The 15783-nt window shown below is 62.4% G+C and carries 12 protein-coding genes and 1 tRNA gene; 5 read left to right on the top strand and 8 right to left on the bottom strand.

What is annotated here, in order from left to right; genetic code table 11:
* The 4 genes from ACILRN_RS01865 to ACILRN_RS01850 all read left to right on the top strand — a co-directional run.
* Positions 1–2986: SdrD B-like domain-containing protein (locus ACILRN_RS01865; RefSeq protein ID WP_395684996.1), on the top strand; the 2986-nt coding region annotated here is incomplete at its 5' end.
* Positions 2983–6504, top strand: coding sequence for a TonB-dependent receptor (locus ACILRN_RS01860; protein WP_395684994.1), 3522 nt, complete (start codon positions 2983–2985; stop codon positions 6502–6504). The genes ACILRN_RS01865 and ACILRN_RS01860, both read left to right, overlap by 4 nt.
* 259 nt (positions 6505–6763) lie before the next feature.
* A complete protein-coding gene (gene leuA / locus ACILRN_RS01855; RefSeq protein WP_395684992.1) occupies positions 6764–8434 on the top strand; it encodes a 2-isopropylmalate synthase in 1671 nt (556 codons plus the stop codon).
* 73 nt (positions 8435–8507) lie between these two features.
* Positions 8508–8583, top strand: a tRNA-Lys gene (locus ACILRN_RS01850).
* Positions 8584–8614: 31 nt separating this feature from the next.
* On the opposite strand, the gene ACILRN_RS01845 is transcribed toward ACILRN_RS01850, so the two are convergent.
* The 3 genes from ACILRN_RS01845 to ACILRN_RS01835 form a co-directional block, all read right to left on the bottom strand.
* Complete coding sequence (locus ACILRN_RS01845; RefSeq protein ID WP_395684990.1) at positions 8615–8962, bottom strand: hypothetical protein; 348 nt, start codon at positions 8960–8962, stop codon at positions 8615–8617.
* 103 nt (positions 8963–9065) lie between these two features.
* On the bottom strand, positions 9066–10109 hold the full coding sequence (locus ACILRN_RS01840; RefSeq protein ID WP_395684988.1) for a linear amide C-N hydrolase: 1044 nt from the start codon (positions 10107–10109) through the stop codon (positions 9066–9068).
* 27 nt (positions 10110–10136) lie between these two features.
* Positions 10137–11063 carry a 1-phosphofructokinase family hexose kinase gene (locus ACILRN_RS01835; RefSeq protein WP_395684986.1) on the bottom strand — a complete coding sequence of 309 codons (927 nt, stop codon included), beginning with the start codon at positions 11061–11063 and terminating at the stop codon, positions 10137–10139.
* 82 nt (positions 11064–11145) lie between these two features.
* On the opposite strand from ACILRN_RS01835, the gene ACILRN_RS01830 reads away from it, so the two are divergent.
* On the top strand, positions 11146–11505 hold the full coding sequence (locus ACILRN_RS01830) for a winged helix-turn-helix domain-containing protein (RefSeq protein ID WP_395684985.1): 360 nt from the start codon (positions 11146–11148) through the stop codon (positions 11503–11505).
* On the opposite strand, the gene modC is transcribed toward ACILRN_RS01830, so the two are convergent.
* The 5 genes from modC to ACILRN_RS01805 are packed head-to-tail and all read right to left on the bottom strand — an operon-like array spanning position 11506 to position 15698.
* A complete protein-coding gene (gene modC, locus ACILRN_RS01825; RefSeq protein ID WP_395684983.1) occupies positions 11506–12603 on the bottom strand; it encodes a molybdenum ABC transporter ATP-binding protein in 1098 nt (365 codons plus the stop codon). It lies immediately after the preceding gene.
* A complete protein-coding gene (gene modB, locus ACILRN_RS01820) occupies positions 12600–13295 on the bottom strand; it encodes a molybdate ABC transporter permease subunit (protein WP_395684982.1) in 696 nt (231 codons plus the stop codon). Before modB ends, modC begins: the two co-directional genes overlap by 4 nt.
* 44 nt (positions 13296–13339) lie before the next feature.
* The gene (locus ACILRN_RS01815; protein ID WP_395684980.1) at positions 13340–14074 is read right to left on the bottom strand and encodes an N-acetylmuramidase domain-containing protein; all 735 of its coding nucleotides are present in this window, start codon (positions 14072–14074) and stop codon (positions 13340–13342) included.
* A complete protein-coding gene (locus ACILRN_RS01810; protein ID WP_395684978.1) occupies positions 14071–14496 on the bottom strand; it encodes a c-type cytochrome in 426 nt (141 codons plus the stop codon). The genes ACILRN_RS01815 and ACILRN_RS01810 overlap by 4 nt, the downstream gene beginning before the upstream one ends.
* Entirely contained in the window at positions 14493–15698 is a 1206-nt protein-coding gene (locus ACILRN_RS01805; RefSeq protein ID WP_395684976.1) for a pyrophosphate--fructose-6-phosphate 1-phosphotransferase, read from the bottom strand. Before ACILRN_RS01805 ends, ACILRN_RS01810 begins: the two co-directional genes overlap by 4 nt.
* Between the last annotated feature and the right edge of the window lie 85 nt (positions 15699–15783).

The raw sequence follows: 15783 nt of genomic DNA, 5'->3' as shown, positions 1-15783 counted from the left end.
TGCGTCGGCCTCGACCAGCATCTCAAACCCTTCGCTGGATCTGCTGGTCAACAAGACCGATACGCCCGATCCGACCGCAGTCGGCGAGAACACGGTCTATACACTGACCGTGACGAACACCGGGCCCTCGGCCGCGGAGAACGTCAGGATCGTCGACAAACTGCCGGGTGTTCCGAATACGCCAACCAATCTTCTTGCCTTCTCGTCGGTTGAGTGGCCGGCCGGTGGCAGCTGCGGCACGGTTCCGACTGTTGATTCCACGGGTGGTACGCTTGAGTGTTCCGTGCCTTACCTGCCGGCTGGGCAGAGCCGGACGGTCACGGTCACGATGCAGGGGATCGCCCGTGGTGTCACCGTCAACACGGTGATTGTCTCTTCCGACGAGACCGATGCCGGTTTCGACACCAACATGACCAACAACAGCCGCAACGAGAACACCACGGTGCGGACACGAGTTGATGTCGAGCTCGTCTCCAAGATTCCATCCAAGACGCCGGTGACGCTGCGCGAGGAGTTCAGTTTCGCCGTCAAGGTCAGGAACAACACAGGTGGCAATTTCGCTGAGGCGGACAACGTCAAGGTCACCGACAATTTGCCCGCGAACATGGTGCTTACCGGAACCCCGGTAGCGAGCGTGACGGTCGGGACGACAACGGAGAACAGCTGCGCGGGAGGGGCGGGAGCGACCTCGTTCATTTGCGACTTCGGCACCATGAGCAACGGCGGGGAACTGATCATCACCATGCCGGTGAAGATCATCGCGGTGAGCGCCCTGCCACAGTCCTTCACAAATACCGCCACGGTCAGCACGACCTCTCTTGAGAACAACACGTCCAACAATTCGAACTCTGGCCAGGTGACGGTCGAGCAGGCGGCATCGCTTGCCGGCACGGTGTTCCGCGACTTCAACGACAATGGCCTGCAGGACGCGCCGGGCGATACGCCGATCAGTGGTGTCGTGATGACGCTGCAGGGCAACACAATCGACGGCGCCAGCGTAACACGGCAGGTCACGACGCTGACGGACGGCTCCTATCTGTTCACCTTGCTGCCCGCAGGAGTCTACTCCGTCAACCGTGGCGATGTCAGTGAGCCCGGCCTTCGAAATGGCAAGGTCACCCCGGGAACAGCCGGCGGGATCCCTGCAGCTGTCAGCGTCAGTGATATTCTGCTGACCGCCGTCACGGCGGCAACGGGCTATGATTTCGCCCTGGTCCCGATACCGGGGATCGCCGTCGGCAAGGCTTTGACGGCCGGGCCCACCGTCAACAGCGACGGGACCTTTGATGTCACCTTTCGGGTGACGGTCAGTGTCAGCAGCCTCGAGAACATCGTCAATATCACGGTCAACGATCAGCTGGCCGGGCCAGCGCCATTGTTCGGCAGCTTTGCGCCGGTTCTGTCTGCGCCGGGCACCTACAACATCTCTGCGGCGCCGTCTGGCACCTGCGGGGGGCTCAACGCCGGGTTCGACGGCAGCGGCGTGCCCGCTTTGGCCAGTGGTTTCAGCCTTCCGCCGTCGGGCTCATGCTACATCGACTTTTCCCTCAGGGTGCTTGCGGCCGTTCCTTTGCCGCCATTGCAGAATGGCGGACGCTATTTCAACAAGGCGACTGCCTCCGGCACTGGCGAGCTCTCCGGCCAGACGCCCTCCGGAACATCCCCTCTGGTGCCGGTTGATGTTCTGATCCCTCAGCTTGTCCTCGCAAAGTCTCTGACCGGCAACAGCGATCCCGACGCGACCGGAACGGTGACGCTGGGCGACGTCCTGACCTACACCCTGACCGCAACCAATTCTGGATCCGTCACGCTCAGCAACGTGGTGGTGAGCGACGACAAGATCAGCCCTGGAACGGTCACCTGCCCGTCGGTCGCGCCAGGCGAGACGTGCGTGCTGACCGGTGCGCTGACCATCACCCTTGCGGATGTCCAGGCGGGGAAGGTCGTCAATACCGGCACGGCGGACAGCGATCAGACGACCACTGTCACCGCTACGGTCACCACGCCGGTCATACCGCTCATCGACAAGAACACCATCACCAAGGTGACGCCCGTCACCGTCGCCAAACGTGGCGAACGAATTCCCTATGTGATCACGGTCCGGGACTCTCCGCTCAATCCGGCTCGTATCGTCGACATCATGCCGCCAGGTTTTTCCTACGTGCCGAACAGCGCGGTCGCTAACGGCGTGAAGATGGAGCCCGTGATCGATGGACGGCGTCTCACTTTCGATGGCTTGGTGCCGGATGCCGAGGGCACCATCGTCCTCAAGCTCACGCTGGTGGCCAATGCCTCGGTCAAGCCGGGCGATGCCATCAATCAGGCGCAGCTCGTCAATCCGAATACCGGCGAGGTTGTCGCCACGGCGCGCGCCCGCGTGCGGATCCTCGAAGAAGCCGTTTTTGATTGCAGCGACATCATCGGCAAGGTGTTCGATGACCGCAACCGCGATGGCTACCAGGATGAGGGCGAGCCGGGTCTTCCGGGCGTTCGCATGGCGACGGTCAATGGCCTGCTGGTGACCAGCGACGAATACGGGCGCTTCAATATTGCCTGCGCCGATATTCCAGACCAGGACCGGGGGTCGAACTTTATCCTGAAGCTCGACACCCGCACGCTTCCGTCGGGCTATCACGTCACCTCCGAGAATCCGCGCCGGGTTCGTCTCACGGCGGGCAAGATCGTCAAGCTCAACTTCGCTGCGGCGGGCCTCAGGCTGGTCCGTCTTGATCTCAATGGCAAGGTCTTCGAGGAAGGCTCCGCGGCGCTCAAGCCGAAATGGCGCCAGGGTCTCGAGCGGCTGATCGCGGCTCTCGAGGCGGAGCCATCGGCACTCATGGTCATCTATCAGGGAGAGTCCGGCAAGCTCGCCAAGGCGCGGCTCATGTCAGTGCGGGCTGCAGTCGAGAAGCTCTGGACGGCCGATCCAGGCCGCTACCGCCTCGAGATTGAAACGCGCATCGTGTCATCCGGGGGTGTGCCATGAATGGCCGCTTGCTCCGGGCGGGCTTGTTCGGATGGCTCACCTATCTGGCTCTCGAGGCCGCGCTTCCGGCCCGTGCGCAGGACAAGACCGGCGAGGAGATGTTCTCAATCAGTGTCGACGGAGAGCATGTGGCCGGAACGGCCCCGCAGGGCGCGGAGCCCGGCAATGCGCCTGCGGAGCTCGGCACCGCTGACATCCAGGTGAAATATGACGGTCTCGGTGGCAAGCCGATCCTGAATGCCGCGACCAGCGCCTCGCGACGCACTTTCGCGGTTGGTGAAGAGATCGAGTTCCTGGCCAGCAGCAACTATCCCGCCTATATCGCCAGAAGCGAGATCCGCATCTTCGCCAAGGGCCGGCATGCACCTGACGCGCCGATCGCGGTGGTCCCTGTTGGCAGGGCGGGCCGGGCGTCATGGACCATGCCGGACGTTGCCGCCACACAGGGTTATGGCGATTTCTTCTATGTGCTGCGCGTCTACGACCGTGACGGGCGGTTTGACGAAACCAGGCCACTGACGCTTGCCCGGCGCGCCGCAACCAATGTTAAGCCGGAAGAGCCCAGCAGTGCTCCCGGCTACAGTGATGACAACACAGCGTTTCGCAACATACAGGTTGATGGCGGCGCGATCACGGTGTCGGGTCGCGATATTCCGGCCGGCGCCCGCGTCAAGGTGCTGGGCGAGGATATTCCGGTCGATGCCGAAGGCCGCTTTGTTGTGCAGCGCATTCTGCCGGTTGGCGAGAGCAGCGTCGACGTGGCGCTGGTTGGCGAGGAAGGCGGCAGCATCAATTTCGAACGTTCGGTCAACATACCGTCAAGCGAATGGTTCTATGTTGGCATGGCGGACGTGACCTTCGGCAAGGCCGGCGGCTCGAAGAACATCGAGGAGGTCAAGCCGGGCGAATATGACGACGTGTACAACAATGGCCGGATCTCGTTCTACCTGAAGGGCAAGATCAAGGGCTCCTATCTGCTCACCGCTGCAGCCGATACCGGAAACGAGGAGCTGAAGAACCTGTTCAGCAATCTCGATGCCAAGGACCCGCGCAGCTTCCTGCAGCGCATAGATCCTGAGGACTATTACCCGGTCTATGGCGATGACTCGGTGGCGATCGAGGATGCTCCGACCCAGGGCAAGTTCTATGTGAGGCTGGAGCGTGGCGACAATCGGGTGGTGTGGGGCAACTTCAAGACCGACGTGCGCGGCACTGAGTTCCTGCGCAACGACCGGGCGCTCTATGGCGCCAATCTGGTTCTGAAGTCCGACAAGATGGTGGCTTCGGGCGAACGCGCCGGAGAGCTGAATGCCTATGCGGCCCAGCCTGGAACTCTTCCATTCCGTGACGTTCTGCGCGGCACGGGCGGTTCGGCCTATTTTCTGAGCCATCAGGATCTCACCGTCGGCTCCGAGACCGCCTTCATCACGGTGAGAAACCCGGTTACCGGGCAGGTCACCGCGCGCACCCAGCTGGTCTATGGCCGGGACTACTCGATCGACTATTTCCAGGGCATCGTGCTGCTCAACCGGCCTCTTGCCTCGACAGTCGACATTGGCAACATCGTGCGCGACGGTGCAATCGGGGGCTATGATCAATATCTCGAAGTAGCCTACGAGTATACGCCATCGGCCGGCGATGTGGATGGCTATGTCTATGGCGGAAGGGCACAGCAATGGATCGGCAACAACGTAAGGCTGGGCGTCACCGGTGCCATGGAAAACACCGGGCCCGCGGACCAGAAGCTGATCGGCGGCGACATACAGTTCTACAAGAGCGAGCGCACCTTCCTTGAAGGCGAGGTTGCGATGTCCGAGGGGCCGGGATTTGGCTTTTCGGAATCCCTTAATGGTGGGCTGACGGGTGTCGAGTCCGGCCTGCTGGGCAGCGACGAGCGGGCCATGGCCTACCGTGTTTTGGGCCGCCTGGACGTGTCTGAGATCGTGCCAGGCGCCAAGGGTGACCTGCAGGCAAGCTATGCCTATAAGGAAAAGGGCTTCTCTTCGCTCGAGGAAATCGTCTCGGGTGACCGGCATGAGGTTGGCTTCAAGGGCGACATCGCGCTCAACGACCGCCTCAGCCTCAATCTTTATGGTGATTACCTCTCCATGGGTGGAGATGTCTCCCAGTATCAGGCGGGCGGCGATCTCACCTACATGATCACCGAAGATATCTCGATTGCAGCAGGCGCCCAGCAACTCGACGCCGACAATCCCGAGGAAGACACAGACGGCCAGCGCACTGACGCGGCACTGCGCATCACACGGGTGCTTAGCGAGACCTCCTCGATCTACGCCTTTGGCCAGGCCACGCTCGACCGCAGTGGGGACATCGACCTCAGCAACCGCGGCGGAATCGGCGGCACTTATACCTTCACCGACACGCTCGACGGCACGGCGGAGGTCTCCTACGGTAGCAATGGCGCTGGAGGGCGCGCCCTGTTGAACTACCGGCCGGTCGCGGCTGACCGATATTACATCGGCTACGCCCTCGATTCGGATAACCGGGCGTTGAATGATCTTCTTGCGCCGGTTGCGGATGACGGGACGGGCGGCATTGTTGCAGGCGTCAGCCGTGGCTTCAGCGAGCGTCTGTCGGCCTATTCCGAGAACGTGTTCGATTTCCTGGCCGATCAGCCGAGCCTAACCCAGGTCTATGGCGTTCGCTATACGCCGGTGCCCGAGTGGAAGCTGGGCGGGGCCATCGAATCCGGCATGATCTGGGGCGATACCGCCGTTCTCGGTTATGACACCAGCGAGCTTCGCCGCACCGCACTCTCGGCCACGGCGGTCTACTCGCCTAATGAGGATTTTGTCGCTTCACTCAAGGGTGAGATCCGGTTCGACGAGGACCAGACTGATGGAGGCGAGGATATTACAGCTTACTATATTGCTGGCCGCTATTCCGATGCCCTGAATGCCAATTGGCGGTTCCTCGCATCCGCCGACGTGGTTCTGTCCGACGCGAACGAGACGCTGCGTGAGGGCGACTACGTTGACGCTGCAGTGGGATACGCCTACAGGCCGATCGACAATGACCGGCTTAATGCGCTCGCCCGTTACAACTTCGTCTACAATACACCCACCGAAGGTGATGAGGGCTATGGCGACATCATCGACGGCCCAGCCCAGCGCAGCCATATCTTCAGTGTCGATGCCACCTACGATCTCACCAAGATGCTGTCCGTCGGTGGCAAATATGGCCTGAGGATCGGCGAGTGGAACCCGGATGAGGAAGATGGTGGCGATGGCGGCTGGCAGAGTTCGAATGCCCAGCTCGCCGTGCTGCGGGCGGACTTCCACGTCGTCAAGGAATGGGACCTGATGCTGGAAGGCCGCGCACTGTGGGAAAGCGAAAGCCAGAGCGCCGACCTTGGCGCCGTCGCCACCATCTATCGCCAGATCGGCGAGAATCTCGACCTCGGCATCGGCTATAATTTTGGTCGATTTTCAGACGATCTCCGCGACCTGACGGCCGACGATTATGGCTTCTTCGTCAATGTGGTAGGGAAGATCTGAGGATCTTGAAACCCGCGCCCTGACCTTCCAGGACGGATATGGGTCCAAGCCGGTTGCACCCCGGCGCGGGCTGTTCTATAGGAATTGTATGTCCAATGCGCGGAACATCCTGTTCGTCCCGGCGGCGTCCTTGCCGCTGGCTGCGCTTGGCCGCCTGCTTCTTAGCTGCCCCTGAGGGCCGGCCGGGCTTCTGCCCTGGCGCTCGGGGGTTCGAACTGATCCAAGCAGCTAAGCCAGGCAATTCCGGAAGTTCACAACCATGATGATGTCTCCCCGCGAAAAATACCGCCCGTTTCCGCCCGTCAACCTCCCCGATCGGCAGTGGCCCAACCGCACCATCACCCGGCCACCGGTGTGGTGCTCGGTCGATCTGCGCGACGGCAACCAGTCTCTCATCGAACCCATGGGTCTTGACCGCAAGCTGCGCATGTTCGACGCGCTGGTCAGAATGGGTTTCAAGGAAATCGAGGTTGGATTTCCTTCGGCCTCGCAGACGGACTTTGATTTCGTCCGCTACCTGATCGACAATCGCAAGATTCCGGACGGGGTTGCCATCCAGGTCCTCACCCAGTCCCGCGAGGAGCTGATCCGCCGCACCTTCGAAAGCCTCAAGGGCGTCAAGAGCGCCATCGTGCATCTTTACAACTCCACGTCGGAGTTGCAGCGCCGCGTGGTGTTCAAGCTCGACAAGCCGGGCATCGTCGACATTGCCGTGAAAGGCGCAACCCTCATCAAGAGGCTGGAGCGCGAACTCGGGATGGAGGCGGTCGTCCGGCATGAATATTCTCCGGAGAGTTTCACCGGCACCGAGCTCGACTTTGCCAAGCAGATCTGCGAGGCGGTGATGGACTGCTATGGCCCAACTCCGCACAACAAGCTGATCCTGAATCTTCCTGCCACTGTCGAGATGTCGACGCCAAACGTCCATGCCGATCAGATCGAATGGTTCTGCCGCAACATCAAGGACCGCGACTGTGTCTCGATTTCGCTTCATCCCCACAATGACCGCGGCTGTGCTGTGGCGGCGACGGAGCTTGGGCTGCTCGCGGGGGCGGACCGGGTCGAGGGTACGCTGTTCGGCAATGGTGAGCGCACCGGAAATGTCGATCTCGTGACGCTGGCCCTCAACCTCTACAGCCAGGGTGTTGATCCCGGCCTCGACTGCTCCAACATCAACGATCTCGTGCGCATGGCGGAATACTGCAACCAGCTGCCGGTTCATCCGCGTCATCCCTATGCGGGCGAGTTGGTGTTCACCGCGTTCTCGGGCTCTCATCAGGACGCGATCAACAAGGGGTTCAAGGCCATGTCGGCTTCGAACTCGCCGCTCTGGGAGGTGCCGTACCTTCCCATCGACCCCATCGATGTGGGGCGCAGCTACGAGGCGGTGATCCGGATCAATTCGCAATCGGGCAAGGGTGGCATCGCCTATATTCTCGAGAAGGAGCACGGCATCGAACTGCCGCGGCGGCTGCAGATCGAGTTCTCGAAGGTGGTTCAGGCCATCGCCGATGGCGAGGGTGTCGAGGTTCCGGCTGACCGGCTGTGGACCGCCTTCGAGAGTGAGTATCTCGAGGGCAATGGCCGTTATGGTTTTGTGTCGCACAGCGCGAGCAGCGACCAGGGCCACCAGGACGTTGTTGCCAAGATCACCGTGGATGGCAAGGCAAAGACGATCCTGGGCCATGGCACTGGCCCCGTTGATGGTTTCGTGGACGCGATCCGTAAGGAGTCCGGCCTCGCCTTTGATGTGGCTGACTACCGCGAGCACGCCATGGGCATGGGAGCAAATGCAACGGCGGTGGCCTATGTCGAACTGAAAATGCCAGACGGCAGCAGCCTGTTTGGCGTCGGCATCGACAAGAACATCGTTGTTGCCTCGCTCAAGGCTGTGCTTTCGGGTGTCAACAGGGCGCTGAAAAAACAGTAGACGGGGGCGGGCGGGCGATGTAGGAACCCCGCTATCGGCCCCGGTTCTGCGGGGCCGATCGTCCTTCGGGGGCGGGCGATTAGCTCAGGTGGTAGAGCAGCTGACTCTTAATCAGCGGGTCGAAGGTTCGAGTCCTTCATCGCCCACCATACCCGGAACGGCAGGGTGTGTTGATTGCCCTCAGTCGTATTTCTTCACGCAGTCCTTGTATTTTTTCCAGTAATAGTCCTTCCAGCGCTGCGAACTGCGCACTGCGCCGCCAACGCCACCCACGCCTGCGCCGATGGCTGCCCCGGTCCCGATGTCGCTGCCGCTGCCGCCACCGATCACACCGCCCAGAATGCCGCCGATCACCGCGCCTCCAATGGCGCCACCCACCGTATTGCCCACCGATCGCTCATCGGCATAGCGCTCGGCCTTGCGCTGGCAGTGGCGCTGCTCGTCCTTGGTAAGCACGGCGTACCCCGGAACCGCCATGAATGCCGGCGCTGCCAGCAGCATGAGGCAGAACAGTATCGATTTCTTCATGTGTTTCACTCCCAGCCTCGGTGCAGGACCCTCCTGGAGACGGCCCGGCGCTCCGAAGCTTCGAACTATCCTCTGGCCGGTACACCCGTGTAAAGGCCTTTCCTCAGCCCTTGGGCGACAGGAACTTGAACGGCTCGGCTGGCTTGAAGCTTGCCGAGACTTCGCCGGACAGCAGCGGCCGGCCCTGCAGGTCCAGCTTGAGAGCGGGCGCGCCCGGCTTGAGGTTCAGCTTCGGCAGGTCCACCCAGAAGACCGTCGGAAAATGTACGCTATCGAAGAAATAGCGCCCGGCATTGATGTCCACCGCGGTGCGCCAGCGTGTGGCGGCAATGTTGGGCAAGGTCGGATCCTGAACGCCCAGGGGCACCGAGATCGACCTCATCAGCGACATCACCGTGGCCGATGCAAGTGCAGCATCCTTGACCTGAGGGACGGCATTCAGCATCCAGTCCATGCGTGCGAAACGGTCCGAGGCGCGGCTCGTCCCTGGCAGGAAGTTGATGCCGCCAACCGTATTCCAGTAGGTGCTGATGGCAAGCTGCTGGTCGAAGGTCGGAGAATTGGTCATCACCGTATAGGACTTGTTGTGGTGGATGACGAGCCGGCCACCGATGTATTCGAAAATCGCCGAGTCGCCGGCCTTGTCCGCGATCGATAGATGGCCCGCGCCCGCCTTGCCATTCGGCAGCACCGGCGCGACGATAGCGAAGGGCTCCTGGGAAAGGGCATCGACCGCCTCGGCCACTGTTGCGTAGTTGTCGAGCACATATTGCAGCCAACCGCCCACCGAGAGCAGCGGCCTGCCGCTTGCCTTCGCATCGCCGTAGTCGCTTTCGACCAGATAGAGCACATTGCCGACAAGACCGGCCTCGTTCACGCCGTCAACGGTTCCGACGTTGTAGAAGCCGGCGATCACCGATCCGTATTTCGAGGTCCATGTGATCGAGCCCTCGCCGACACCGCCATCGCGCCTCAAGCCAGATGGAAACGCCCACAGGTCGGTACCGGTTTCCTCCGCCCAGTCCATTGAGCGGCCGACGAAGAAGCTGTCACCGCTGTTGTAGACGATGCGGGTGCAGGCATCTGCCAGTGGAGCGGCGATGGCGAAGCTGCCCAGCGCAGCAAGAGCGAAGAGTGTGGTTCGCATGTGAAACTCCGTGTTGGACAGTTCAGTTCAGCATGCTGGTGCCTTTGCGTAAAGCGCCAGAACATCCTTCTTTCGGCACAGCGTCACGCCTGGGTTTGAGGTTGCTGCCGCCCCGGCCGCCAGGCCAAGCCTGAAGGCCTCCCGGAGTGGCCAGGACTGGCTCAGGGCCCACACCATCGCGCCGAGAAAACTGTCGCCTGCTCCAACTGCCGAGCGCACCTCCACCGGAATGGCCGGAAGCCTGATCACCCCCTCCGGCGAGGCAAGAAGGGCACCCTCCTCGCCAAGCGTGACGGCAACGAGGCGTGACTTGCCGGCGGATACCAGGTCAGCTGCCATGCGGCTCACTCCGGTGTCATCGAGTTTGCGGCCCGCATAGGCCTCAAGTTCGCTCCGGCTGGGCTTGACGAGGAACAGCCCGCCATGATCAAGCGCTGCCTTCAGCCCCGGACCGGAGGAGTCGAGCACGAAGCAGAGGCCATTGCGCTGGGCGGCCCGTGCCAGATCCAGATAACTCTCCGGTGGTGCGCCGACAGGCAAGCTGCCGCTGGCTACAACGTAACCTTCAAGCCGCATATCGATGGCGGCGATGCAGCGCTCGATGTCGGCGGCAGTCACCTGGGGTCCTTCTGGCACGAAGCGGTATTCGAGCCCGCTGGAGCGGTCCCGCACCATGAAGGCCACACGGGTCTGCCCCTGTATCGGCACAGGTTGGAAGGCAATGCCTTCCTCCGCCAGCAACCGGGCGAGGAACGCACCCATTTCGCCGCCGCTCAAGGCGAGCGCCGTCGTTGTGCCGCCCAGTTCCCGGATCATGCGTGATACGTTGATGCCGCCGCCGCCTGGCTCATAGGTGGTCCCATCCAGCCTGACCTTGTGGGTGGGGCGAACCGTGGCAGCCTGGCCGAAGACATCGATCGTGGGGTTGAGCGTGACCGTGAGAACACTTGCCATGTGGGCCGGGTCTCCCTGCGCTGCCTCTGGATTTGCGCACCAGTTTGTCCGATCATAATACTTGGAGCAAAGGGTGAAACCAATGGCCGACCTCAGCATTCGAATCGACTTTGGACCAGGCCGTCGTGTCGGCCCCGGCAAGATCGAACTTCTAGAGCAAATTGCCGAACTCGGTTCGATTTCGGCAGGCGGCCGGGCCATGAAGATGTCTTACCGGCGGGCCTGGGAACTGATCGAGGAACTCAACAAGATGTTTGGCAAGCCGGTGGTTCAGTCGCGCAGCGGTGGCAGGCAAGGCGGTGGCGCCACGCTGACGCCTTTCGGCCGCAGCCTGATCCAGCGCTACCGTGCCATGCAACGAGCGGCTCTGCGCGCCAGCGCGCCGCATCTGGCCGCTCTCGTCAGGGACATGCCGGCGCGTTCTGCGAAAGCCGGTGCCTGATCAACCTTCAGTGGGGTGGCTGGCTGGCCCGCTCACCGACACCGCCTTGATGATCCCGTAGGCCAACCTTCCGGGCACAAGGCCAAGCTGGGTTGCGGAATGGCGGGTGATGCGGGCGATGATCGCGTTGCCGGCACAATCGAGGGTCACGATCACTGCGTGGGCCCCCGCCGGTCTGATGTCACGCACGCGGCCGGACACGATGTTCAGTGCACTGATGTTGCGCGGTTCTTCCGTGGCCAGCATCACATCGCGGGCACGGATGCGGATCCGTGCATTGCCGCCAGCAGGTGAGACCGGCCCTGGTACAAACAACCGGCCGGCGCTGCAGGTCAGTTCCGTCAGTCCAGTCGAGGGATCAAAGCCAGTGACCTGCATCTCGAGGATGACGCCGGCTTCATCACGCTCTTCCGGCGGCGCGAGGTCGAGCCGCTGTGCGATGACGCCCGCCGGTCCGAAGGCGGTGAGCCGCCCGCGGTCCAGAACCGCAATGGTGCTGGCCAGCCGCATCACCTCATCTACTGAGTGACTGACATAGACGATGGGAATGCGGATTTCGTCACGCAACCGTTCGAGATATGGCATGATCTCGGCCTTGCGCGGCGCGTCAAGAGAGGCCAGCGGCTCATCCATCAGCAGAAGCCGCGGCGAGGCGAGCAATGCACGGCCGATGGCGACGCGTTGTTTCTCGCCGCCTGACAGATCATGCGGGCGGCGGTCGAGCAGATGATGGAGGCCCAGCAGTTCCAGGATCTGGCCGCGTGAGGCATAGCGCTCCTTGTGAGGCGTGAACCACGCACCATAGGACAGGTTGGCATTCACCGAGAGGTGCGGAAACAGGCGTGCGTCCTGGAATACATAGCCGATCCGCCGCCTGTGCGGGGGAACGTTGATCCGGCGCGATGTGTCCAGCAGTGGCACTGCGTTCAGTGTGACCTTGCCATCGCGTGGCGACAGCAGCCCCGCAATCACATTGACAAGGCTGCTCTTGCCGGAACCAGAAGCTCCGAAAACTGCGGTGACCGGCCCGGCACTGTCAAAGGCTGCCGTGAGGAGGAAGTCTCCAAGTTCCAGCCGGACGTCAACAGCGAGACTCATGCTGAAATCCGCTGACCCGCGCGGCGGGCGAGAAACTCGGAGATCATCAGTGCTCCCAGCGAAATGGCCACCGAGATGGCTGTGAGCCTCAGGGCGCCGGCATCACCGCCTGGAACCTGGGTCAGGGCGTAGATGGCCGAGGGCAGCGTCTGGGTCTCTCCCGGAATGTTTGCGACGAAGGTGATCGTGGCGCCGAATTCGCCCATGGCCTTCGCGAAGCACAGGATCATGCCCGCGATGATGCCGGGCAGGGTGAGCGGAAGCGTCACGGTCACGAATACCCAGGCCCTGTTGGCGCCCAGCGTAGCCGAGGCCTGCTCAAGACGTGGATCAACCGCCTCTATCGACAGGCGAATGGCCCGCACCATGAGCGGAAAGCCCATCACCGCGCAGGCCAGCGCCGCTCCCGTCCAGCGGAACGCGAAGACGATGCCGATATCGGCCAGCAAGGCGCCAACGGGGCCGCGGGTTCCAAAGCTCAGGAGCAGGAGATAGCCCGTCACCACTGGCGGCAGAACCAGCGGCAGGTGCACGAGGCCGTTGACCAGCGACTTGCCCCAGAACTCCCGGCGCGCCAGCAGCCAGGCAACCGCGATCGCCAAAGGCAGACTTGCCAGCATGGCGACTGAGGCGACCTTGAGGCTGAGGCGGACAGCCTCCCACTCATCGGGCGATAGGCTGAGCCATGTCATGTCCTGTTCACGGGTATCCTGTCATCGTTATAGCCAGATGACTATTACACTTGCCCGGCGGCGGCAAGCAGCCTGCAAGCCTCGTCATGGGCGGCGGCGATCCGCGAGGCGTAGGCGGCTGCATTGCCGGGCCCATTGTAGATGGTTGCGAATGAGGCCCAGTCACAGCGCTGCAGCGGGTCGAGCAGGGCCTTTGAGGCGCAGAAATCGAAAAAGGCAAGCACCTGCCAGCGCTCGGTGCGCGAGAACGCCCTGAACATGGCGGTGGCGGTTTCATATCCGCAGGACTGGTGATTGAAGCCCATGATCTGCGGACCCCCGAGGCTGGCGCACTGGCGGGCTGTCTCGGCGTCCGAGAGGCGGGTGGCGAGGGCCAGCGCCCTGTATTCGGCCTCCTGATTTCCATGGAAGCGTTGCCAGTCCTCGCTAGGGCGCGCGCGCATCATGTGGCCCTGCCATCTGGCGCCCTCGACGCCGAAGCGGCCGCCAAACTGGAAATGGGCATCGAACCTGCCTGCATGGCGCTCGCCCCAGCGCGCAAAGAACACGTGTGGCTCGAAGCGCAGCACGGGGCGGCCGCGGCGAAAGGGCAGGTCGCCACACTCAACGCACCAGACGGCCAGCATTGCAGCAGGCGGCAATTGACTCACGCGGCCGGCTGCCGACAGCAATCCGCCCATGCGGTTCCAGAGTCCGGCAACGGGCGTCGCGGCTGACAGCTGCTTCTGTGCTTCAAGTGGGTGGCGCGCGAGGCGTCTGTCATCCCGGAACAGGCTCAAGGCATGTCCTGGATCGATGCGATGTAGCGGACCAGCCCCGCGATGCGGCCTGAGGCTTCATCGGAGGCCCGCGTGGCATCGGCCACCGTGGTGCCCTTGCCAACGCCCTCGGTCACGAACACGTCTCCCCAGATTGGCATGGCGCGGGTGCCGTGGCCCTCCGGCATATCCAGCCCGGCAATGGCGCCGAAGATCTTTTCTTCTGGAAACAGGCCGTATCTTGCCGTGATCCGGGTTAGGTCGGAAGGGTGGCTGGAGAGGCCCGCGGCCTTGGGCCCGTCGCCCTTGCCGTTGGCGCCGTGGCAGGGCGCACACAGCGCAATGAAATCGACCCGGCCCTGTTCGAGCGCCAAATCGGCCTCTGCCTGCGGGCTTGCGGCAAGCATCAGGGCCACGACGATTGGTACGGCGCGAATGGTCATGGGCTCTGGCCAATGTCGTTAAGCATGTCAGTGAACCACGGCGTGCGGGGGTCGAAGTGCTTGCCGCCCCTAATGCGTGGGAATTCGATCGCGCGGAGCGCCTCGCCGCGTTCCTCATCATGTCCGACAACACCCGAAATCCCGGACAGGGCCGAGTCGACCGCGACATGCACCATGGCACGGATCAGGTCGAGGTCGGCCCTGTTGGCGGCCGCAGAGCGGCCGAAATACCCAGACTTCTGAACCAGTGTCTTGTCGGCGCCGATCTTCTTGGCAAACTGCTTGCCGAACCAGTCGCCAACCTTGATCTGATCTAACCTGACGTGGCCGAAGGCATCGCGATCGACCTTGCCGCCCTCCGCTTCGATCTCCGCCACGATCTCGGTGACGCATGCACCCTCGCTGACGAAGATCGAGACCGAGTCCTTTGCATCCATCACCCTGCGCAGCCGGTCCGCCTCGCGGTCAATGTCGATGGGGGCCTCCGGAATATAAACGGCGTCAATGTCCTTGTGGCGCCTCGAGAGGTTGAACTCGGGGAGGAACTCATGGGAATCTAGTCGCTCGCGCCAGGCGCGTGCGGTAGCAGCGGTGAGCCAGCCGCAGTTCCTGCCCATCACTTCATGGATGACGAGCTGCCGAGACGAGGTGGACTGTTCGTTGACGACATTCTCGAAAAACACGGCACCCTGTTCTGCAGCTGTCCAGGCTCCCATGGTCTGACGGATGGGAAAGACGTCATTGTCGATGGTCTTGGGCAGGCCGACCACTGTCAGTTGATAGCCGTTGGAGCTCAGGTACTGCGCCAGGTCTGCTGCCGTGGTATTGGTGTCGTCCCCGCCGATGGTGTGAAGAATGCTCACACCATCCCTGACGAGCTGGCTTGCTGCCACCTTCAGGGGGTCTTCTCCCGCGCGCACCAGCCCGCGTTTTGCGCAATCAGCCACATTGGTGAGTTTCACGCGGCTGTTTCCGAGCGGTGTGCCGCCATGAGAATGCAGGACATGAGCGCGCCGCCGCACCTCTGGAGTGACTGAAATCGATTTTCCCTGCAGCAGCCCCTTGTAACCGGCGAGATAACCGATGATCGGCGACTCCGGTACCAGCTCGGAGTATCGCTCGATCAGGCCGCCCACCGCCGAGGACAGGCATGGCGCCAGACCACCTGCAGTCAGCATTGCAATCTTTCGGCGCGAGGTCATGGGCGGCACACTCCGGTGAAGTTCGGTGTGACCTGATTAACGTAAAACGGCTGGCGATGGAACCGACCGGTCGATGGTGCGGCCG

The sequence above is a fragment of the Aestuariivirga sp. genome, from assembly GCF_044238155.1.
Taxonomy (GTDB): domain Bacteria; phylum Pseudomonadota; class Alphaproteobacteria; order Rhizobiales; family Aestuariivirgaceae; genus Aestuariivirga.
The sequence above is the reverse complement of the archived record's forward strand: the minus strand, read 5'-3'. Positions and strand labels throughout refer to the sequence as shown.

Excerpts from the sequence above, each read along its gene's own strand:
- ACILRN_RS01860 (WP_395684994.1), top strand. The coding sequence starts at position 2,983 with ATGAATGGCCGCTTGCTCCGGGCGGGCTTGTTCGGATGGCTCACCTAT.
- leuA (WP_395684992.1), top strand. The coding sequence starts at position 6,764 with ATGATGATGTCTCCCCGCGAAAAATACCGCCCGTTTCCGCCCGTCAAC.
- ACILRN_RS01845 (WP_395684990.1), bottom strand. The coding sequence starts at position 8,962 with ATGAAGAAATCGATACTGTTCTGCCTCATGCTGCTGGCAGCGCCGGCA.
- ACILRN_RS01840 (WP_395684988.1), bottom strand. The coding sequence starts at position 10,109 with ATGCGAACCACACTCTTCGCTCTTGCTGCGCTGGGCAGCTTCGCCATC.
- ACILRN_RS01835 (WP_395684986.1), bottom strand. The coding sequence starts at position 11,063 with ATGGCAAGTGTTCTCACGGTCACGCTCAACCCCACGATCGATGTCTTC.
- ACILRN_RS01830 (WP_395684985.1), top strand. The coding sequence starts at position 11,146 with ATGGCCGACCTCAGCATTCGAATCGACTTTGGACCAGGCCGTCGTGTC.
- modC (WP_395684983.1), bottom strand. The coding sequence starts at position 12,603 with ATGAGTCTCGCTGTTGACGTCCGGCTGGAACTTGGAGACTTCCTCCTC.
- modB (WP_395684982.1), bottom strand. The coding sequence starts at position 13,295 with ATGACATGGCTCAGCCTATCGCCCGATGAGTGGGAGGCTGTCCGCCTC.
- ACILRN_RS01810 (WP_395684978.1), bottom strand. The coding sequence starts at position 14,496 with ATGACCATTCGCGCCGTACCAATCGTCGTGGCCCTGATGCTTGCCGCA.
- ACILRN_RS01805 (WP_395684976.1), bottom strand. The coding sequence starts at position 15,698 with ATGACCTCGCGCCGAAAGATTGCAATGCTGACTGCAGGTGGTCTGGCG.